This window comes from Erythrobacter westpacificensis (assembly GCF_039542285.1).
Taxonomy (GTDB): Bacteria; Pseudomonadota; Alphaproteobacteria; order Sphingomonadales; family Sphingomonadaceae; genus Alteraurantiacibacter; species Alteraurantiacibacter westpacificensis.
This window is the reverse complement of record NZ_BAABHV010000010.1, coordinates 110,160-129,396: the sequence shown is the minus strand read 5'-3', so window position 1 is coordinate 129,396 and position 19,237 is coordinate 110,160. Positions and strand designations below refer to the sequence as shown.

20 protein-coding genes and 2 pseudogenes are annotated in these 19,237 nt (G+C 62.5%); 12 read left to right on the top strand and 10 right to left on the bottom strand.

Going from position 1 to position 19,237, the window contains the following annotated elements:
- Positions 1 to 24 precede the first annotated feature (24 nt).
- Positions 25 to 618, bottom strand: a pseudogene (locus ABFX23_RS08615) (ATP-binding protein); the annotation flags it as partial.
- Positions 619 to 682: 64 nt separating this feature from the next.
- On the opposite strand from ABFX23_RS08615, the gene ABFX23_RS08610 reads away from it, so the two are divergent.
- Genes ABFX23_RS08610 through ABFX23_RS08600 form a run of 3 tightly spaced genes read left to right on the top strand, consistent with a single transcriptional unit; the run spans position 683 to position 2,203 of the window.
- Positions 683 to 1,114 (top strand): hypothetical protein, encoded by a 432-nt coding sequence (locus tag ABFX23_RS08610; protein ID WP_346032688.1) that lies wholly within the window; start codon positions 683 to 685, stop codon positions 1,112 to 1,114.
- A gap of 35 nt (positions 1,115 to 1,149) precedes the next feature.
- Positions 1,150 to 2,109, top strand: a complete 960-nt coding sequence (locus tag ABFX23_RS08605; protein ID WP_346032687.1) for an SDH family Clp fold serine proteinase — start codon at positions 1,150 to 1,152, stop codon at positions 2,107 to 2,109.
- Positions 2,048 to 2,203, top strand: coding sequence for a hypothetical protein (locus tag ABFX23_RS08600; protein WP_346033049.1), 156 nt, complete (start codon positions 2,048 to 2,050; stop codon positions 2,201 to 2,203). Before ABFX23_RS08605 ends, ABFX23_RS08600 begins: the two co-directional genes overlap by 62 nt.
- Here ABFX23_RS08600 and ABFX23_RS08595 read toward each other — a convergent pair.
- On the bottom strand, positions 2,182 to 3,156 hold the full coding sequence (locus ABFX23_RS08595) for an IS1595 family transposase (RefSeq protein WP_428831652.1): 975 nt from the start codon (positions 3,154 to 3,156) through the stop codon (positions 2,182 to 2,184). The genes ABFX23_RS08600 and ABFX23_RS08595 overlap by 22 nt on opposite strands.
- A 90-nt stretch (positions 3,157 to 3,246) precedes the next feature.
- On the opposite strand from ABFX23_RS08595, the gene ABFX23_RS08590 reads away from it, so the two are divergent.
- Entirely contained in the window at positions 3,247 to 3,483 is a 237-nt protein-coding gene (locus ABFX23_RS08590) for a DUF6471 domain-containing protein (protein ID WP_346032685.1), read from the top strand.
- On the opposite strand, the gene ABFX23_RS08585 is transcribed toward ABFX23_RS08590, so the two are convergent.
- Together ABFX23_RS08585 and ABFX23_RS08580 are read right to left on the bottom strand one after the other, a co-directional pair.
- Positions 3,461 to 4,447: a hypothetical protein gene (locus tag ABFX23_RS08585; protein WP_346032684.1), complete on the bottom strand. Its 987-nt coding sequence runs from the start codon at positions 4,445 to 4,447 to the stop codon at positions 3,461 to 3,463. The genes ABFX23_RS08590 and ABFX23_RS08585 overlap by 23 nt on opposite strands.
- Before the next feature lie 135 nt (positions 4,448 to 4,582).
- Positions 4,583 to 5,497: pseudogene (locus tag ABFX23_RS08580) on the bottom strand (YifB family Mg chelatase-like AAA ATPase); the annotation flags it as partial.
- A gap of 263 nt (positions 5,498 to 5,760) precedes the next feature.
- On the opposite strand from ABFX23_RS08580, the gene rpmH reads away from it, so the two are divergent.
- From rpmH to yihA, 5 genes are all read left to right on the top strand, one after another.
- Complete coding sequence (gene rpmH / locus ABFX23_RS08575) at positions 5,761 to 5,895, top strand: 50S ribosomal protein L34 (protein WP_120077204.1); 135 nt, start codon at positions 5,761 to 5,763, stop codon at positions 5,893 to 5,895.
- A gap of 171 nt (positions 5,896 to 6,066) precedes the next feature.
- Positions 6,067 to 6,447 (top strand): ribonuclease P protein component, encoded by a 381-nt coding sequence (gene rnpA, locus ABFX23_RS08570; RefSeq protein ID WP_346032683.1) that lies wholly within the window; start codon positions 6,067 to 6,069, stop codon positions 6,445 to 6,447.
- The gene (gene yidD / locus ABFX23_RS08565; protein WP_346032682.1) at positions 6,444 to 6,677 is read left to right on the top strand and encodes a membrane protein insertion efficiency factor YidD; all 234 of its coding nucleotides are present in this window, start codon (positions 6,444 to 6,446) and stop codon (positions 6,675 to 6,677) included. The genes rnpA and yidD overlap by 4 nt, the downstream gene beginning before the upstream one ends.
- A 17-nt stretch (positions 6,678 to 6,694) precedes the next feature.
- Positions 6,695 to 8,446 carry a membrane protein insertase YidC gene (gene yidC, locus ABFX23_RS08560; RefSeq protein ID WP_346032681.1) on the top strand — a complete coding sequence of 584 codons (1,752 nt, stop codon included), beginning with the start codon at positions 6,695 to 6,697 and terminating at the stop codon, positions 8,444 to 8,446.
- Entirely contained in the window at positions 8,443 to 9,084 is a 642-nt protein-coding gene (yihA, locus tag ABFX23_RS08555; RefSeq protein WP_346032680.1) for a ribosome biogenesis GTP-binding protein YihA/YsxC, read from the top strand. The genes yidC and yihA overlap by 4 nt, the downstream gene beginning before the upstream one ends.
- A gap of 187 nt (positions 9,085 to 9,271) precedes the next feature.
- Here yihA and ABFX23_RS08550 read toward each other — a convergent pair whose 3' ends face one another.
- Entirely contained in the window at positions 9,272 to 11,590 is a 2,319-nt protein-coding gene (locus ABFX23_RS08550; RefSeq protein ID WP_346032679.1) for an EAL domain-containing protein, read from the bottom strand.
- A gap of 198 nt (positions 11,591 to 11,788) precedes the next feature.
- On the opposite strand from ABFX23_RS08550, the gene ABFX23_RS08545 reads away from it, so the two are divergent.
- From ABFX23_RS08545 to ABFX23_RS08535, 3 genes are read left to right on the top strand one after another with little or no spacing between them, the layout of a single operon-like run.
- Positions 11,789 to 12,454 carry a glutathione S-transferase family protein gene (locus tag ABFX23_RS08545; RefSeq protein WP_346032678.1) on the top strand — a complete coding sequence of 222 codons (666 nt, stop codon included), beginning with the start codon at positions 11,789 to 11,791 and terminating at the stop codon, positions 12,452 to 12,454.
- Positions 12,451 to 13,635 (top strand): succinyl-diaminopimelate desuccinylase, encoded by a 1,185-nt coding sequence (gene dapE, locus ABFX23_RS08540; RefSeq protein WP_346032677.1) that lies wholly within the window; start codon positions 12,451 to 12,453, stop codon positions 13,633 to 13,635. Before ABFX23_RS08545 ends, dapE begins: the two co-directional genes overlap by 4 nt.
- Complete coding sequence (locus tag ABFX23_RS08535; RefSeq protein ID WP_346032676.1) at positions 13,632 to 14,867, top strand: dicarboxylate/amino acid:cation symporter; 1,236 nt, start codon at positions 13,632 to 13,634, stop codon at positions 14,865 to 14,867. The genes dapE and ABFX23_RS08535 overlap by 4 nt, the downstream gene beginning before the upstream one ends.
- Here ABFX23_RS08535 and ABFX23_RS08530 read toward each other — a convergent pair whose 3' ends face one another.
- The 5 genes from ABFX23_RS08530 to dapB all read right to left on the bottom strand — a co-directional run bounded on the left by ABFX23_RS08530 (position 14,868) and on the right by dapB (position 19,232).
- Entirely contained in the window at positions 14,868 to 15,632 is a 765-nt protein-coding gene (locus ABFX23_RS08530; RefSeq protein ID WP_346032675.1) for a DUF2189 domain-containing protein, read from the bottom strand. It lies immediately after the preceding gene.
- 71 nt (positions 15,633 to 15,703) lie between these two features.
- The gene (gene nth, locus ABFX23_RS08525) at positions 15,704 to 16,354 is read right to left on the bottom strand and encodes an endonuclease III (RefSeq protein ID WP_346032674.1); all 651 of its coding nucleotides are present in this window, start codon (positions 16,352 to 16,354) and stop codon (positions 15,704 to 15,706) included.
- Between the two features lie 10 nt (positions 16,355 to 16,364).
- Positions 16,365 to 17,225, bottom strand: a complete 861-nt coding sequence (locus ABFX23_RS08520) for an ion transporter (RefSeq protein ID WP_346032673.1) — start codon at positions 17,223 to 17,225, stop codon at positions 16,365 to 16,367.
- A gap of 93 nt (positions 17,226 to 17,318) precedes the next feature.
- Positions 17,319 to 18,476: a M48 family metallopeptidase gene (locus ABFX23_RS08515; protein WP_346032672.1), complete on the bottom strand. Its 1,158-nt coding sequence runs from the start codon at positions 18,474 to 18,476 to the stop codon at positions 17,319 to 17,321.
- A 24-nt stretch (positions 18,477 to 18,500) separates the two neighbouring features.
- Positions 18,501 to 19,232, bottom strand: a complete 732-nt coding sequence (dapB, locus tag ABFX23_RS08510; protein WP_346032671.1) for a 4-hydroxy-tetrahydrodipicolinate reductase — start codon at positions 19,230 to 19,232, stop codon at positions 18,501 to 18,503.
- Between the last annotated feature and the right edge of the window lie 5 nt (positions 19,233 to 19,237).

Sequence of the window (19,237 nt, the reverse complement as noted above, 5' to 3'; positions counted from 1 at the left end):
AAGCCTCGTTTTATGCGCGCCCCACTATGCTCGGGGTGCCTGCCTGCGATAGCTGAGCGCCTCGGCCACGTGGATGCGCCCGACTTCGCGTGCCCCTGCAAGGTCCGCGATGGTTCGCGCCACGCGCAGCATCCGGGTATAGGCGCGGGCGGACAGTCGCATCTTCTCCGCCGCCTGCATCAGCAGCGTTCTGCCCGCCTCGTCGGGGCGGGCGTAGTTCTCCAGCGCTTCGCCCTCCAGTTCGGCATTGGACCGCACGCCGCGCTCCACCTGCACCGCGCGCGCTGCCGCCACGCGGGCGGCGACCTCGGCGCTGCCTTCGGCTGGCGGGGGCAGGGCAAGATCGGCTGCGCTAACGGGATCGACTTCCACGTGCAGGTCGATCCGGTCGAGCATGGGGCCGGAGACCTTGCTCTGGTAGTCAACCGCGCACTTCGGCGCGCGCGAACACGCCAGCGCGGGATCGCCCAGATGTCCGCAGCGGCACGGGTTCATTGCCGCAACAAGCTGCACCCGCGCCGGATAGGCGACGTGGGCATTGGCGCGTGCCACGTCCACCTTGCCGGTCTCCAGCGGCTGGCGCAGCGAATCGAGCACGGCGCGCTGGAATTCCGGCATTAGGTAGCAAAAGCAGAACAATCGCGGGTGCCGAAATAGCGCCTTGCGGACTATCCTGCCAGCCATGGCAGAGAAACACGTATTGAGCGCCCTCAAGGGTAAGCGCGGGGAATTAGCAGGGCAGATAGACGCCCTACAGGACCAGTTACGCCAAGCAATGATCGACCTAGACCATGTGGACTGCACCCTGCGGCTGTTTGACCCTGACATTGAACTGGACGAGATTAAGCCGAAACCCCTCCCTCCACGGCATCACGCCTTCAAGGGTCAGGTAACGCGCTCCATTCTCGCTATGCTGCGCTCTGAGGGGCCAATGGACGCGAAGGCCATCACGATACGGCTCATGGGCGAGCGGGAACTGAATACCGCTGATAAGGTGCTGGTGAAGGCGATGCACAAGCGTATTGGCGCCGCCCTGCGGAACTGCCGGGAAAGGCAGCTTGTCACTAGCGAGCAGGGCAAGGGTGGGTTGTTGGTTTGGTCGGTCAGAGGCTAGTTGCTCAGTTGCTTTAGCAGTGCCATACAGTGCCTATGGCGACAAAGAAAAACCCGATCCGCGAAATTGTTGAAAAGGTGTCAGCCGAGAGGGACGCCGACATCATCCTTTACAACGGAGGGATTTTTCGTCCCTGTGACGAGACCCTCATCCGCGAATGTATATCGCGGGGACAGACGGGTAGGCGTAAGAACGTCGTTCCTATCCTCGTGACGGGAGGCGGTGATCCAGATGCCGCCTATCGTATAGCGCGCTGTTTGCAGCGCCATTATGAGAAATTCACCTTGTATGTTTCAGGCGCGTGCAAGAGCGCTGGGACTTTGATCGCCATTGGTGCTCACGAATTGCTTATTTCTGACCATGGTGAGCTGGGCCCGCTGGACATTCAGATGGCAAAGAAGGACGAGTTTTTTGGAAGTCAGTCTGGCTTAACCGTCTCCACCGCCTTGGAAGCTCTAGAATCCCGCGCGTTCCAAGCGGTCGAACGGATGTTCATTGAGATTGAATCTAACACGGGCGGAATTCTGTCTGTTCAAACGGCAACTGACCTGGCCTCAAAGACCGTAGTGGGCCTCTACGCACCCATCGCTGGCCAAATTGATCCTATGCATGTCGGGGAGGCTGCGCGCGCTCTTGTCATCGCAGACGCCTACGGAACTAGGCTAAACCAGCACTCAGGGAACCTTGCGAGTCCGACTGCGCTTAACCAGTTATATACCAGTTATCCATCACACGGTTTTGTGATTGATCGCGAAGAGGCGCGCAGCCTTTTTAAGGATGTATCAGAACCGAATGAAAATGAGCTTGCATTGGTTGAGGCGTTGGGGGCAATGGGCCGCCGGATGAATGGCGCGCAAGCGATGCCCGACCCCGACAAGACAGTAGTGTTTTTGACCGAGCCGGTCCAACCGGAAAAGCCAAGGAAGGCAGCAAATGAAGAAGATCGTAACGGAGACGAAGGTGATAAATCGCCAACAGCCGACGCCGCTGCGTGAACTTATTCGCCAGCAGTCCGAGGCGATGCGCGCCATTCACAACATGCCGGACATCGTCAGTGTGATCGAGCGTCAGTCGGCGCGCTGCCAATAGCCCGCCCACTGGCGGCTCTGGCGAGTAGCGAGCGCCGCACCTGTCACCATCATGGCTTGCCCGCCATTGGAGATTCGGCGGTTGTCCTCCCGCCAACTCGCTTCGCCAGCGTAGGCATGGAGGTAGGGACCCGCGATATGGTGGTGAGTGCCAACTTCCATCCGACGAAGGCGGCTGAAATAGCTTTCGGCCTGATTGGTGCAGGCGCCTTCATCGGAATAGGCAAGTGAATGGTTGATGCGCCATGTCTGCCAACCGGCATGTAGATCGTCCCAACTGGAAGCTTCGTCGGCATGGACGATTGCCAATGTATCGACGCGATCGCGCACGATAGGCACGGCATCGCCTTCGTGGCGCACCACGAACGGAAGTGACCGGCCATTGCGCTCCCGCATCACCACGACGCACTGGCGCTTGCCGGTCTGGTGCTTGGCAAGGCGGCGGTCACGGCGATCCTGTTTCCGGTTTTCGGGGCGAATGTGTCCGCCGAAATAGGCACCGTCGATTTCCACGATACCCTCAAGGCGAATGCCAGCCTGATCCGTTGCCATGGCTTCGCGTAGCTTGTGGCAGAGGACGTAGGCAGTCTTGTATTGCACATCGAGGTCGCGGCTCACTTGGAGCGCAGAAACACCCTTCGCGCCGTTCACGAACAGCACGATAGCCGCCAGCAAATCCGTGAAGGTCAACTTGCGCGCGGCAAAGATGGTGCCGCTGGTGACGCTGTATTGGTGCTTACACGCCTTGCACTGGAACTTGCGGCGCGACGGAATGTCATAGGCATCGCAGCAGCCACAACGCGGGCATACAGGCTCCCCTTCCGTTTCCGGCCAACGCAGCGAACGGAACAGCGAATACGCCTCGCCCTCGCCCATGGTATAAACCTTCTTGAGCGAGATCGTGCGAGCCTTCGCAGAGAGTAGAAAGTGCTGTCCTTTGGTTTTCATCATCATATCCAGTGATAAACTACACCGGATATGCTGGTTTACACCGTCATTGTCAATGGCCTATATCATCGGAAGTGATGATATTTGGAGTGCCCCATGGCCAAGAGTGACCCTGTGACCGTTGAATACGAGACTCGCGCGAAGAATCTGCTCAAAGGGGAATTGAAGCGGCGCGGTATCACCTATGCTCAGCTGGCGGAAAAGCTGTCAGAAATCGGGGTCAATGAGAACGACCGAAACCTGAATAACAAGATCAGCCGGGGAGGCTTTTCGGCTGCATTCTTGCTTCAATGTCTATCGGCAATTGATGCTACTGATCTTCGCCTAACCTAGGTGGCGCGGCGCCATCCCCCTTCATCGAAGGCGAATGAAAAATACGAAGGGCAAGTTGCTTGTCCACTCTCTTCTTTTCTTCCTTCGCATTGTGCCACCAAATCGCGACTTCTTTGAAACGGTGAACTTGGTTTGGCGTTATGGTCGCCTCGTCAAAGGCCCATTCACCGTCATAGAGATGGTCCGGTAACTGCTGCACCTTATCGGCGGTGCCGTTGGCATAATATTCAGCGATAATGAGCCACTGATCCAGTTTGCCCTTCCACTGCTGGATGGATCTCAGCCATGAATCTCCATCGTCCAGCCCATTGCCCTTATCTATTGGAGCGGCGATGTCTTCGAACGCTGCTTCGAGGTCGCCAAATAGTCTCTCATGCCATTCCCGGTTGTGTAGCGCCGCGAAAGCCTCATCAATATTTTCGAACTTTTGCCGGTTTCCTTCGGTGTGCTGATACGACCATGTTTCAAAATCGTGATTAAGCAGGCGTACTGACTCTGACACCCGATCAAGCCGTTTGACCATATCGGCATGGCCCGCTTCGGCAATTTCGCGAGCAACCTTCGCTTTACCCGCAATGTCGGAAAGTTTCTCGTCTTGCGCATGGGCTTGCGTGTGAGTGATGAACTCGGCGCGCAGTTTGGTTGCCAGGAATTCCTCAAAGCGTGCGTCTATCATTCCCGCCATCGAATCTTCGGAAAGTCTGCGTTCAGCCACTGGTTCGCTAGAGTTTCCTATCGGCGGCGAAAGAGGATTGAAAAACCGCCAGCCAATTAGTCCCGCACTGACTATGAGGACGACAAACCCAGCAGAAAAAAGGCCGATAAAGAAAGCTTCTGGCCAGCCTAGAGCGTAGGCATCCATCTGCTTGGCGATCCATGAGAACACGCCGGTCATGATCGTGTACGCCCCGATCCAATACCCGAAGCGATCCACGGCTTTGTCGACTTTGCTGAACCTGTCCATAAGATACCTCCTGCCCCACTCTCGAAAGAAAGTGGAGTCAGGCCGTCTCCAACGATTTCTAAGAATTCCATTTTGCTTCTCCTTTGAGAAGCGGCACTCGGAACAAGCTTTCTGCGCTTGCTACCTAATGCCGTGGAATTCGGGCAGCTCGTCGAGGAACAGCACACCCAGGTGTGCGAGGCTCACTTCGCCGGGCCTAACGCGCAGGCCGCCGCCCGTCAGCGCCGCCATGCTGGCCGAATGGTGCGGCGCGCGGAACGGGCGGGTGCGGCTGATGCGCCCGCCCTCAAGCAGGCCCGCCACCGATTGCACCATGCTGACTTCCAGCGCCTCCGACGGAGAAAGCGGCGGCAGGATGCCCGGCAGGCAGCTTGCGAGCAGGCTCTTGCCCGCACCGGGTGGGCCATTCATCAGGAGATTGTGACCGCCTGCCGCGGCGATCTCCAGCGCGCGCTTCGCGGTTTCCTGGCCTTTCACCTGTTTCAGGTCCGGCCCGTGGTGATCGTCATCCACTTCGCCAGGCTGCGGCTGTGGCAACTGCGTCTTGCCCGAAAGATGCGCCAGCAGGTCCACCAGGTTGGGCGCGGCGCACACGCGCACGCCGCTGGCCCAGCGCGCTTCCGGTCCCTGCGTCGCCGGACAGATCAGGCCGAGATCGCTCTCGCTGGCGTGCAGCGCGGCCAGCAGCACGCCGGGCGAGGCGACAACGCGGCCATCGAGAGCCAGCTCGCCCACGGCCAGCCACTCGCTCAATTCCTCGGCATCCACCACGCCCATCGCACCCAGCAACGCGAGCGCGATCGGCAGGTCGTAATGGCTGCCTTCCTTCGGCAGGTCTGCGGGCGAGAGGTTGATGGTGATCCGCTTGGGCGGCAGCGACAGGCCCATGGCGGCCAGCGCGGACTGCACCCGCTCCCGGCTTTCGGCCACGGCCTTGTCCGGCAGGCCGACCACGGTGAAGCGCGGCATCCCTGCGGCGAGCTGGCACTGCACCTCCACCTTGCGCGCGTCGAGGCCAAGGTAGGCAACCGTCTGAACTAAAGCGACCACGTGAAAACCCCCAATTTCAGAGCGTGATAGCGCGCTTGGCCGCCATGTCGAGAGGCGCAGGCTGCGAACCCGTTGGCAATATCTTCCTCTGGTGAAATTTCAGCGGAGCAGGCTATGAGGCTGCCGGTGGGCGGTAACGGGCAAGGCTCATGTCCCGCTTGCGAACCTTGACTCGGTGCCGGTCCTTCAGTAAGCGCGCGCTCCATGTGAGGCCGCCTCTCGATTGGCGGCCCTTTTTGTTCTGACTTTTGAAGGTTTGTACCATGAAGCGCACTTTCCAGCCGAGCAACCTCGTGCGTGCCCGTCGCCACGGTTTCTTCGCCCGCAAGGCTACCCCCGGTGGCCGCAAGGTGCTGCGCAACCGCCGTCGTCGCGGTCGCAAGAAGCTGTCTGCTTGATTCGCTTTCCGCTCGCCCCTCCGGGCGAGCGTCCTCGCTAGGCGCGCACCCCGGACCTGATCCGGGGTCAGCCCGCTGCGGGCGGCCATTTGGCCTTGCGGGCTCCTTTCGGAGCCCGTTTTCGTGCCTGCCATCTTCCCGGGGGCGGGTGTTATCCCTATCTAACACACCATGACGATTTCCGTCCTCACCAGGCGCGCGGATTTTCTCGCGGCGAATCGGGGGCTGCGCAATGCGCGGCCCGGCTTCGTGCTGTTGACGCGCCCGAACGACGGACACGGTGTTCGCTACGGCATCACCGTCACCAAGAAGATCGGCAATGCCGTGGTGCGCAACCGGATGAAGCGGCGTTTCCGCGAATTGCTGCGCGCCGCCTTGCCCGAACACGGCCTGCCCGATCACGATCACGTGCTGATCGGCCGCGAGGGCGGAATCGAGCGTGATTTCGCGCAGATGGGCAGGGAACTCGGCTATGCCCTTGAAGCCGCACGCGAAGGGAAGGGCGATCCGGCCCGCCGTCCGCGTCGTGGCAACAAGCAGAAGCCCCGATGAAACGCATATTCATCCTGATTGCGCGCGCCTGGCAGCTTGGCCCCAGCCGCGTGCTGCCGCCCACTTGCCGCTTCCAGCCATCGTGCAGCCAGTACGCGATAGAGGCGCTGGAGAAACATGGTGCAATCAGGGGTGGATGGTTGGCCATCAAGCGTATATTGCGCTGCCAACCCTGGGGGGGACATGGCCATGATCCTGTTCCTGAACGCGGCGCGCCGCACAACGATTAGACGCGACGGAAAATCACTTGGACAACCAGCGTAACCTTATCATCGCCGTCGTGCTGAGCGCGATCCTGCTGTTCGGCTTCGATTTCGTGATGCGGACCTATTATCCGGAGCCGGAAGAAGCGCCCGCCAACATGGCCAGCCGCGAGGATGCGCCGGTGGCCCGCGTGGACGGCGAGATCACGCCCGATGCGCCGGTCGTCCGCGATCTGGATACCGAACTGGCGACGACGGGCCGCGTGGCCATCGATGCGCCGGAGATTGCCGGGTCGATCAACCCCGTCGGTGCGCGGGTGGACGACATCACGCTCAAGACCCATCGCCAGACGGTGGAGGAAGACAGCGGCCCGATTCGCCTGTTCGCACCGGGCGGCACCGATATCCAGCAGTTCGCCCAGTTCGGCTGGGTGGGCGAGGGCGTTACCGTGCCCGATGCGCAGACCCCGTGGCAGGTGGTCGAAGGCGGTGAACTGACGCAGGAAACGCCGGTTACGCTCGCATGGGACAACGGCCAGGGCCAGGAGTTCCGCCTGACTTTCCGCGTGGACGAGCATTACATGTTCGATGTCACGCAAAGCGTTGCCAACACCGGCGACGGCTCGATCGCGCTGCGTCCCTATGCCTTTGTCAGCCGCACCAGCGCCAATGCCAGCCCCAGCACCTTCACCGTGCATTCCGGCCCGATCGCAGAGGGCAACGGCAGCGTGAATTTCGACTGGGATTACGAGGACGTGGCCGAGGAAGGCCCGGTCAACCTGAGCGGCAGCACACAGTGGCTGGGCTTTACCGATATCTACTGGATGAGCGCGCTGGTGGCCGACGATGCCAGCGCGGCGGAAGGCACGTTCCGCTCCACCGGCGCCGATACCTTCCGCGCCGACCTGATCTACGACGCCGTCACCGTGCCTGCGGGCGAGACCGTGTCGCGCACCACGCGCCTGTTTGCAGGGGCCAAGGAAAGCGCCGTGCTTGACCAGTACGAGGACCAGGGCGTGGAGCGCTTCGGCCTCGCCATCGACTGGGGGTGGTTCCGTTTCATCGCCTGGCCAATGTGGCAGGTGCTGATCTTCCTGTTCGGTCTTGTCGGCAACTTCGGCGTGGCGATCATCTGCCTGACGCTGATCATCCGCCTGCTGCTGTTCCCCATCGCGCAGAAGCAGTTCCACTCGATGGCGCAGATGCGCGCCGTGCAGCCGAAGATGAAGGCGCTGCAGGAACGCTACAAGGACGACAAGCAGCAACTGCAGCAGGAAATGGCCAAGCTCTACAAGGAAGAAAAGGTCAATCCGCTGGCCGGCTGCCTGCCGATCTTCGTGCAGATCCCCATCTTCTTCGCACTGTACAAGGTGCTGCTGCTGGCGATCGAGATGCGGCACGAGCCGTTCTTCGGTTGGCTGCGCGACCTTTCCGCGCCCGATCCGGCGACGATCCTGAACCTGTTCGGCCTGCTGCCGTTCGATCCTCCGGGCTTCCTCGCCATCGGCGTGCTGGCAGTACTGCTCGGCTTCACCATGTGGCTGCAATTCAAGCTGAACCCTGCCGCGATGGACCCGATGCAGCAGCAGATCTTCATGCTGATGCCGTGGATCCTGATGTTCGTGATGGCTCCGTTCGCCGCCGGCCTGCTGCTCTACTGGATCAGCAACAACATCCTCACGCTGGCGCAGCAGTGGTACCTCTACTCGCGTAATCCGGAGCTGAAGGCGCAGATGGCGAAGGAGCGTGAAGCGAAAGAGCGCGAGCACGAACGCAAGAAGGCGGAAGAAGGGTGACGCCCGAACAGGAAGAGCTGGCCAAAGAGGCGAGCAGGCTGTTTTCCGGCCGCGTGGAGTTCCTGCTCTCCGCGCCGCAGCTGAAGCACCTGCCCGACCCCGACTACCCCGAGGTCGCTTTCGCCGGACGCTCCAACGTCGGCAAGAGCTCGCTGATCAATGCGCTGACGGGGCGCAAGGCGATTGCGCGAACCTCTGTAACGCCGGGGCGCACGCAGGAACTGAACTTCTTCGAAGTGGGTGATCCCACGCAGTTCCGCTTCGTCGACATGCCCGGCTACGGCTTTGCCAAGGCCCCGCTGAAGGTGGTCGAGAACTGGCGCAAGCTGGTTCGCACTTTCCTGCGCGGGCGCGTGCCGCTGAAGCGTACGCTTGTGCTGGTGGATTCGCGGCACGGCCTGAAGGATACCGACCGCGACATGATGACCATGCTGGACGAGGCCGCCGTCGGCTACCGCATCGTCCTGACCAAGGCTGACAAGATCAAGTCGAGCGAACTGGAAGCGGTGCGGGCCAAGGTAGAGGCCGAAGCGCGCAAGCACCCTGCGGCCTATCCGCAGATCCACGTGACGAGTTCGGAAAAGGGCATGGGCCTGGAAGAGCTGCGTGCCGCCATCCTGAGCGACATCCGCGCCTGACGACCTCGACTGTGCCTCGCATCGCAGACACAAAAAAAGGCGCCGTGTAGGCGCCTTTTTTATTTTGAATGCTGGTTTCAGCTTAGCCGTTTTTGCCGCCGAAGAGCCAGTCCCAAATACTACGACCCATCACAAATCTCCTGTTGCTTCAGGCGATTCGTGCATTAACCAACAATGTTTGTAAAGTTTAAACTATATTTTTTAACGCCCCGATTTCCCTAGCCTTATGATATTGCAGGATTTTCTCGAAACGAACGGGTCGAGAAATGGCAAATCCCTGGGCCACGATGCATCCCGAATCACGCAAGAGTGTTAACGTTCCGGCGTCCTCAACACCTTCTGCAACAACGATGATTCGCAGGTCGCGGCCCATCTGGAGGATGTTCTTCACAATCCCCAGCGCCTTTGCGTCGGTGGTCATCGGCGCAATGAACATCCGGTCGATCTTGAGTTCGGAGAAGGGCAGTTTCAGCAATGCTTCGAGGCTGGCAGCACCGACGCCGAAATCGTCCATCGAGATCTTCGCGCCCAGTGCTTTCAGTTCACCGAGAATCTCCGCCGCGAGGTCGAGGTTGGAGATGCGGAAGGTCTCGGTAATTTCCAGCGTCAGGCGACGGGGGTCGTAGGCGTGCCGGTCCAGCACGTCGGATACCATCGAGACAATCGAACGCTCGTGCAGCAGGGTGGCCGAAATGTTGACGGCGATCGGCAATTGCAGACCCTCTTTCTCGAAGGCGTTGCCGGCCTTGCAGGCTTCTTCCAGCACGAACCGGGTGAGCTGGCTCATCCGGCCTGCCGTCTCGCACTGGCGGATGAAGTAGTCTGGGGGGATATGGCCCTTTACCGGGTCCTTCCAGCGCACCAGCGCTTCGGCTCCGACGATCTCACCCGTCTGCACCATGATTTTGGGCTGGAAAGCCAGGTAGATCTCGCCGTTGCTGAGCGCGGCATCGATCCGCGCCTGTAGCGAGATGTTCCAGATAAGGTCTTCCTGCGACGCGGAGTCCGCAATGCAGATCGGCTCGAACGTCTCGTTGGTTTTCTCTGCGACAGCGACCGCGGAAGCGAGACGTCGTGGAACACTGGGGCTTGGCGTGATGTCGATGCCGAAGGTGATGCCCACGTCCACCTGTTCGTCCCCCACCACCAGCGGCGAGGCGAACAGCGCCCGAAGCCCCTCGAGGTGCTCGCGAAGCAGCGCCGGGTCCTTTTCCTGCATGGTCCAGGCGATCATGTGGCCCTGGCCAAGGTAAATCGTCGCGTCCTGTGTCGCCGCCTTCAGGCGTGCCGTGATGGCCAGAAGGTACGAGGCGTGCAGTTCGGAAGGCAGGGTGCGGCGGACTTCTTCGAAGCGATGGATTTTCGCGACGATGATCGCGGGCACGGCTTCGGCCACATCCTTGTCCGCCTCCAGCGCCGTGAAAGTGGGAAGGTTGGTGGCTGCATCGACCATCAACATCTTGCGACGCATCGATGCACGGGCCCGGTAGAGGCCGAAAATTGTCAGGACCGCGATCGTGTCTGCCAGACTGATGCGCACGGCGAAGGCAGCGCATATTGCCAGCGTCAATGGAATGGAGCCAACAAGGGCACCGTACACGGTCCGGCGCACCCTTGGCTTGGCGATGGCACTTGCCACGAGAAGGGCGGCTATAGCCGTTATCAGCACCAGCAGGCCGCCGATATACCGGGTATATCCGGACTTGAGTGTCTCGGCTCCATAGATAGCGACCATGGAGGGCGGGACGGCCCTGTGGCCGGGTATGTTTCGCCCCTGCGTTTCCGAGGCTGCGCTGCGTCCTATGACTACGGTCTTACCCGTGAAATCCGGGAACGGTCCATCGTCCCGTTCCAATTCGCTGAAGCGGAAGGTCGGAATGGTTGCGAGGTCGAAATTGTAACTTACCGGAAAGTTCGAATCGTTTGCGGAGTTCCTGCCTGCCAGTCGCGTGGCAAAATTGGGCAGGGTGCTGCCGCCTGCCGTGATCGCGTAGCGCATGTCCCACGTGTAGCCGAGGAAGCTGACCCATTCCTGTGAGGCGACCTCGTCAATTCCATCGGCAACTTCGGGCCGATTTGCGCGCAGGACATCCTGTCCGTTGAGGTCCGTTTCGAGATCGCGGACCAAGAACGTCTGACCTGAGAAGTTCGATAATGCCGCGTTAAGCCTCGCATCTGCCTGCGCTGTGCCCATCTCATCGAACACGAAGTCAACGAACACTGCTTGCGCCCCGGCAGCGTCGAGGCGGTCAATCATATCGGCAAGAGCCACTCTGTGTTCGGGCGTGTTCCTTGCTGCAAGATTGGCATCCGACCCGATAAAAACGATGTCGCCCGAAGCCGGCTCCTGGGTCAATCGGGATTGCGTGACCCACAGGACCTGGTCGATCGGTTGCAGCACGGTAAGCAGGTGCAGCACCAGCGCGATCAGGCCCGCCCACGCGACGTGGCGGACCCGCTCGAGCCACTTGGCCTTATGCCCGGTTTTCGAGGTCTTCTCGACCACTCCTGCCCTTTCGTCGCGCCGATCCAGTTTGCGGCACTCAACCTCCTGCCAGAGGATGGTTAACAAACCGGCAAGACAAAGCCTGTGATTTGGAATTTTGCGCCAGCCCCGATCTTGCCGGGGCTAGCGCGGCGTTCATGCTCGACAGCTTCAGACTGAACCGTTAGGCCCCGCACCAGACAGGGAAACGAAACGCCTATGAAGCTGATCATCGGTAACAAGAACTATTCCAGCTGGTCGCTGCGCGGCTGGCTGGCGGCAAAACAGAGCGGCCTCTCGTTCGAGGAGCTGACGGTCCATATCGATGGTGACGACTGGCAGGCGATGAAGGCGCAGGGCGGCGAATTCCAGCCCTCGGCCGGCAAGGTTCCGGTGCTGTGGGACGGCGACGTGGTGGTGTGGGACAGCCTCGCCATCCTGGAATACCTGGCAGACAAGGTGGGCCGAGACAGGTTCTGGCCGAAGGACGATGCCGCGCGCGGCATGGCGCGGGCGATGGTGGCGGAAATGCATTCATCCTATCTGCCGCTCAGGCGCAATTGCCCGATGAATATCCGCGCCCGCGTGGCGGTTGACCTGACCGACGACTGCAAGGCCAACATCGTGCGCATCCTCGGCCTGTGGGCAGAGGCGCGCGCCCGCTTCGGCAAGGGCGGGCCGTTCCTGTTCGGCACGTTCAGCGCGGCGGACATATTCTACGCGCCCATCGCCAGCCGCTTCATCACCTATGGCATCGGCGTGCCCGGCTTCGCCCAGGCCTACATGCAGGCCCTGTGGGAGCATGACTGGATGCAGCAATGGGTGGAAGCCGCGATGGCCGAGGAATGGACGATTTCCCAGTTCGAGGTGGGCAGCCAGTCGTGAGTAACGACCCCCTCGCCAACGCCCGCCACCTGATCGCCTGCGAAAGCGTGACACCGGCGCGCGGTCCGGTGTTCGACATGCTTGAGGAAATGCTCGCTGGCCTCGGCTTCGAGGTGGACCGCTTTACCCGCGGCGAAGGGCCGGAGGGCAGCGACGAGGAGCCGGTCGAGAACCTGTTCGCCATTCGCCGTGGCCCTGCGGGATCGCCGCACTTTGCGTTTGCGGGCCACTTAGATGTGGTGCCACCGGGGGAAGGCTGGTCCAGCGCGCCGTTCGGCCCGGAAGTCCGCAGCGAACCGGGCGGCGACCTGCTCTACGGGCGCGGCGCGGTGGACATGAAGGGCGCGATTGCCTGCATGGTGGCCGCCGTCGCCGAAATCCCCGCAGATGCGGGCACGCTCAGCTTCATCATCACCGGGGACGAGGAAGGCCCGGCGCTGCACGGCACGCGCGCCCTGATCGAACGGATGCGGACACGCGGCGACATTCCAGACCTGTGCCTCGTGGGAGAGCCCACCAGCGTGAACCGGCTGGGCGACATGATGAAGATCGGCCGGCGCGGTTCGGTGAACATCTGGCTTGAGGTGGAAGGCACGCAGGGCCACGTTGCCTACCCGCACCTGGCCGACAACCCGATGCCGAAGATGGTCGCTATCCTGGCAGAGTTGGATGCGCTGGAGCTGGACGCGGGTACCGACTGGTTCCAGCCCAGCAATCTCGAGATTACCGAGTTCGACGTTCCCAACCGCGCGCACAACGTCATCCCCGGCAAGGCGACGGCGCGCATTTCCATCCGCTTCAACGACCAGCATTCGGGCACCTCACTATCCGAAAAGGTGATCGAGATTGCGGAAAAACATGGCGGCAAGGCGCGGCCCGTCATCAGCGGCGAGCCGTTCCTGACCCCGCCCGGCGCGTTCTCGCAGATAATCGCCGATGCGGTGAAAGCCGAGACGGGCATCGATCCCGAGCCTTCAACCACCGGCGGCACGTCCGACGCGCGATTCCTCAAGGACCTGTGCCCGGTGATCGAATTCGGGCTGGTCAACGCCACCATGCACAAGACCGACGAGGCCGTGGCGGTTGACGACCTTGCCACCCTCACGGCAATCTACCGCCGCGTCGCAATGGCCGCGCTTTCGGCCCCGATCCCGGCGACCAAGGAGAATTCGCCTACATGAAACGCTGGCTCGCCGTTCCGCTGTGGCAGCGGGTTATCGCTGCCCTGATCCTTGGCATCATCGCCGGGCGCATGTGGGGGCCGGGTGCGGAAAGCATCAAGATTATCGGCGATATCTTCGTCGCCTTCATCAAGATGCTGGTGGTGCCGCTGATTTTCTTCAGCCTTGTGGCAGGCGTTGCCTCCATCGGCGACATTCGCAAGCTGGGCCGGATCGGCTGGCGCGCACTGCTGCTGTTCGTGGTGACGGGGCAGATGGCCGTGTGGCTGGGCCTGTTCCTGGGCACCGTGATCGCGCCGGGGGCGGGGGTGGACACCTCCTCCATCGAGATGGGCGCGGTGCCCGAACCCAACGAGACGACCTGGCGCGAGATGCTGCTGGGCATGGTGCCGCAAAGCCCCGTGCAGGTGATGGCGGATGTCAACGTGCTGCCGCTGATCATCTTCTCGCTGCTGCTGGGCATCGGCATCCTGATGGCGAAGGAGCAGGGCGAACCCGTCCTCAAGATCTTCGATAGCGGCTCCATCGTCATGCAGAAGGTGACGATGGTGGTGATGGAACTCACCCCCTTCGGCGTCTTCGCGCTGATGGCGTGGGTGGCGGGCACGCTGGGGCTGGAGGCTCTGGCAGCGCTCGGCAAGCTGGTGTTCCTCAACTACCTCGGCTGCCTGCTCATCATCCTCCTCATATATTCGGGCATGATCAAGTTCATCGCCCGCCTGCCGGTGCGCGATTTCTTCCGCGGTATCGTGGATGCCATCGCGGTGAGCTATTCCACCGCCAGTTCCAACGCCACGCTGCCCGTCACCCTGCGCTGTGCGGAGAGGAACCTGGGCATCAGCAACTCGGTGGCCAGCTTCGTCATTTCGCTGGGCGCGACGATCAACATGAACGGCACGGCCATGTATCTTGGCCTCGCCACGCTGTTCGGCGCGCAGATCTTCGGGGTGGACCTTTCGTGGGGCGACTACTTCATGATCTCCATCCTCGGCACGCTGGGCGCCGTGGGCGCGGCGGGCATTCCGGGCGCGGGCCTCATCATGATGGCGCTGGTGTTCGGCGCGGTCGGCGTGCCGCTGGAGACGATCGCATTCGTGGCGGGCGTGGACCGGATCATGGACATGATGCGCACCACCACCAACGTATCTGGCGATGCCGCGGTGGCAACCACCGTGGCCAGCCTGACCGATGACATCGACCGCGAGGAAATGATCAGCGCGGACGACGTCTGATCAGTTCACCGCGCGCCGGTACAGGTGCCAGGTCGCATGGCCCAGCACCGGCAGCACGATCAGCAGCCCGATGAACAGCGGGATCATTGCGGCAGACAGCGTGACGGCGATGATGACGGCCCAGGCCAGCATCACGCCGGTGTTGGCGCGCACCGCCTTCACGCTGGCGACGATGGCGGTGATGAAATCCACGTCGCGGTCCACCAGCATCGGCAGGCTGATCACGGTGATGCAGTAGAAGCCCCAGGCCAGCAGCGCGCCGACCGCCGTTCCCACCACCAGCATCCACAGGCCCGCCTGTGTCTGGAATATCGCCAGCGATTCCCCGCCGATGCCGCTCTCGGCCATGAAGATGGAGAAGATGGCGTGGGCGATGATGACCCAGAAGCTGAAAGCGACGAACACGAAACCGCCCATCATCAGCAATTGCTCGTCCCCGCGCCCGCGCAGCGCGCCCAGGACTGCGCCCCAGCCGATCGGCTCGCCCAGTTCGCGGCGGCGGCTGACCTCGTAAAGGCCGATGGCCGCAAATGGCGCGATCAGCGGGAAGCCCGCCGTCACCGGAACCAGCCAGCCCGCTTCACCGCGCCAGAACAGGGCGTAGGCGACGGCCAGTCCCGTCACGACATAGATCGCGCCGAAGAACAGGCCGTAGAGCGGACAGGCCAGGAAATCGCGAAAGCCCGCGCCCAGTGCCGCGCGCAAGTCTGCTGCGGTCAGCTTGTCAGCGACGATCGGCGCCGCGCTTGCCGTAGTTGTTGCCATGGTAATCCTCCCCGATGCTTTCATGGCGCGGGGGAGGGGCGGCGACCATGCGCCAGATCAAATTTGCGCGCCTATCGCCCCTTGGGCTTCTCCAGCACCTTTTTCCGATAGCTGCACAGGTCCACGACCTTGCAGCGCCAGCATTCCGGCGTGCGCGCCTTGCACACGTAGCGGCCGTGCAGGATCAGCCAGTGGTGGGCGTGAAGGCGGAAAGGCTGCGGCACGCGCTTTTCCAGCTTGGCCTCGACCTGTTCGGGCGTCTTGCCCTTGGCGAGGCCGGTGCGATTGCCCACGCGCAGGATATGGGTGTCCACCGCGAAGGTTTCCTGCCTGAACCAGCAGTTGAGCACCACGTTCGCCGTCTTGCGCCCCACGCCCGGCAGGCGGACGAGGTCTTCGCGCGTGTCCGGCACCTGGCTGCCGTATTCGTCCCCCAGCAATTGCGACAGCGCGATCACGTTCTTCGCCTTGGAATTGAACAGGCCGATGGTCTTGATGTGCTCGATCAATCCATCGAGGCCCAGTTCCAGCATCTGTTCGGGCGTTTCCACCTTGGCGAACAGCGCGCGCGTCGCCTTGTTGACGCCCACGTCGGTCGCCTGCGCGGATAGCGCCACGGCGACGACGAGCTGGTAGGCGTTGCCGTATTCCAGCTCTGTTTCCGGCTCGGGATTGTCCTCCGCCAGGCGGCGGAAGAACTCGAAGATCTGGTCCTTGGTCATGCGGGACCGGTCATGGCCCCGGATTGCGCGTGCGTTCAAGCGCGGCGAGCTTCGCTTCCACCGCTTCGTCCACTTCGTCCAGCCGTTCCAGGTGCTTCTTCATCTCGTCGATCCGCTGGTCGCGGCGACGCTGCATGGCCTCGGAGAAGGCCGCGGCGATGATACCGGTCGGCATGGCCACCAGCGCGATGCCCGACAGCGCGACCATCGAGGCGAAGACCTTGCCCGCGGCGGTGATGGGCGCGGCATCGCCATAGCCCACGGTGGTGAGCGTGATGACCGACCACCACAGCGCGCGCGGAATGGAGCCGAATTCCTCGGGCTGGAGATCGCCTTCCGTCAGGTAGAGCGCGGTCGCCCCGAACAAGAGCAGCACGCCCGCCAGTGCCATCGTCACGATCAGGTCGTCCGCCCTGTCGGACACCGCCGCCCACACTTCCTTCAACGCCTTGCTGAAGCGCCCGAACTTCATCACCGCGAAAACGCGCAGCAGGCGCACCGTGCGCAGCATGGTGGCATCGGCGGTGACGACGGGCATGAGTGTGGAAATCACCACGGCGAGGTCGATCAAGCCGAGAGGCGAGCGGATGAAGCGCCACCGTTTCGCCCAGGGTCCGCCTTCGCCGGGCTCCTCCGCCGCGGCAAAGATGCGCGCGACATATTCGATCAGGAAGATCACTCCGAACGCCAGTTCGGCCAACACCAGCGCCTCATGCCAGCGTCGGGAAAGGCCGGGCTCCGTCGCCAGCGCGCCGGCTCCCACGGCCAGCAGGATCACCAGCACCAGAAACTTGTTCGTAAAGGTCAGTCGCCCGTCAGGAAGGGCACCGACGAACAGTTCGTCGTGCAGCTTCTTGCGCAAGTCCCCCATGGTCCCCCTTCCATTCGTCCATGCAAGGTGAGGGCTATCCTGCCACGGATTTGACCGCCTGTCGCCCCCACCGCGCGGAGGCGGGGCAGTCGATCACCTGTTGGCGGCCTTCCATTCCATCGCCGCGCGGATGCGGTTTTCCACCGTGGGATGGGTGTAGAGCAGCGCTTCCTCCACCGGCCCCGCCAACGGATAGCGGTATTCGGCGGTCTTGATGAGCGCGCCGGACAGGGCATCGGGCAGGCCGACATGGGTCAGCGAATAGGCATCGGCCTCGCGCTCTCCCACCCGCGTCATGGTGTTGGTGATGGGCTGGGCGAGGATGAACAGCACGCTCAGCACGAAAGTGAGCACCGGCAGGCCGCGCGGGTCCGACAGGTCCGCATCGGTGCCGAACTTTCGTGCAAACCACGGATAAAGCCGCGCGGTCAGCCAGAACACCGCCACCGCCAGCAGGCTGAGGACGATGATCGTGCGCCAGACGTGACCCAGCACGTAGTGGCCGATCTCGTGCCCGGTCACGGCTTTCACCTCGTCCAGCGATGCCTCGTCCATCGCCACGTCCGATATGGCGATGCGGGCATTGCTGCCCACGCCAAAGACATTGGCGGTGAAATTGTTCGACTGGCGCGATCCGTCGAACATGAACACGCGATCCTCCGGCACGCCGGCCTCGGCTGCCAGTTCCAGCACGGCATCGCGCACCTCGCCTTCGGGAATCGGTTCATAACGGTTGAACAGCGGCTCGATCAGCACCGGGCTCAGCAGCAGCATGAAAGCAACGCCCGTGGCTACCAGCGCGCCGCCCCAGGCCCACCACCAGCGCCCGGTCCTGCGGATCAGCCAGTAGACGCCCAGCAGGAACAGTCCGCCCAGCAGCGCGGTCAGCACCAGCGAAATCCCGCTTTGGGCAAGGTAATCGCCCAGCGGCTGGCTGGTGCGGCCGTACTGCGTCTCGCGCCACCAGCCGCTGTAGATGGAATAGGGCAGCACGATCAGCGTATCGATGACGATGAACACCACCGCGAGCAGGAATGTGCGCAGGGCAAAGCCGCGCTTGCCCAGCTTGGCGGCGAGCTTGTCCAGCACGCCGCTTCGCACGATGAACCACGTTGCGATTGCCGATACCAGCAGGCCGACCAGGATCAGCCAGTGGTTGCCGGTGGTGTAGTCGCGCGCCAGCGCCAGTTCCTCGGCGCTGAGCGTATCGATCCACGCCCTTGTCTCGCGCGCTGCCGTGCCTGCCGTCATGTCTTCCCCTCCCGACCGGGGCTGCTAGTCCAGCCCGAGAACGTCCTTCATCGAATAGCGACCCGGCGGCTTGCCGATCAGCCAGGCCGCGCCTTTCACCGCGCCCCGCGCGAAGATCATGCGGTTCTCTGCCGAATGGCTGAGCGTGAGGCGTTCCTGCTCTCCCGCAAAGATTACCGAGTGCTCGCCCGCCACGGTGCCGCCGCGAAGGGCGGCAAAGCCGATCGCGCCTTCGGCCCGTTGGCCGGTATGCCCGTCGCGCCCGCTCTCGGAGTTTTCCGCAAGCTCGATGCCGCGCGCTTCCGCTGCAGCCTCACCCAGCAGCAGGGCAGTGCCAGAGGGGGCATCCACTTTCATCCGGTGGTGCATTTCCAGCACCTCGATATCCCAGTCCGGCCCCAGCCGCGCCGCGGCCTCGTGGACGAGGTGGGCAAGCAGAGTGACGCCGAGCGAGGTGTTGCCCGTCTGGAGGACGGGAATGTTCTGCGCGGCAGCGTCGATCGCGCCGTGCTCCCGCTCGCCAAGGCCCGTCGTGCCGATCAGCATGGGGATGCCCGCACCCTGCGCGGCGGCAAGGTTTTCCGCCAGCGCGACGGGCGCGGAGAAATCGACCAGCACGTCGCTCGTTTTCGCCAGTTCGACCGGGCTCTGGCCCTTGTCGACCCCGCCCGACCCCTCGTGCTCCCCGCTCGCCAGCACTTGCGCGATGGCCTGTCCCATGCGCCCCTCGCTGCCGATGATCCCGATACGTGCCATTGATA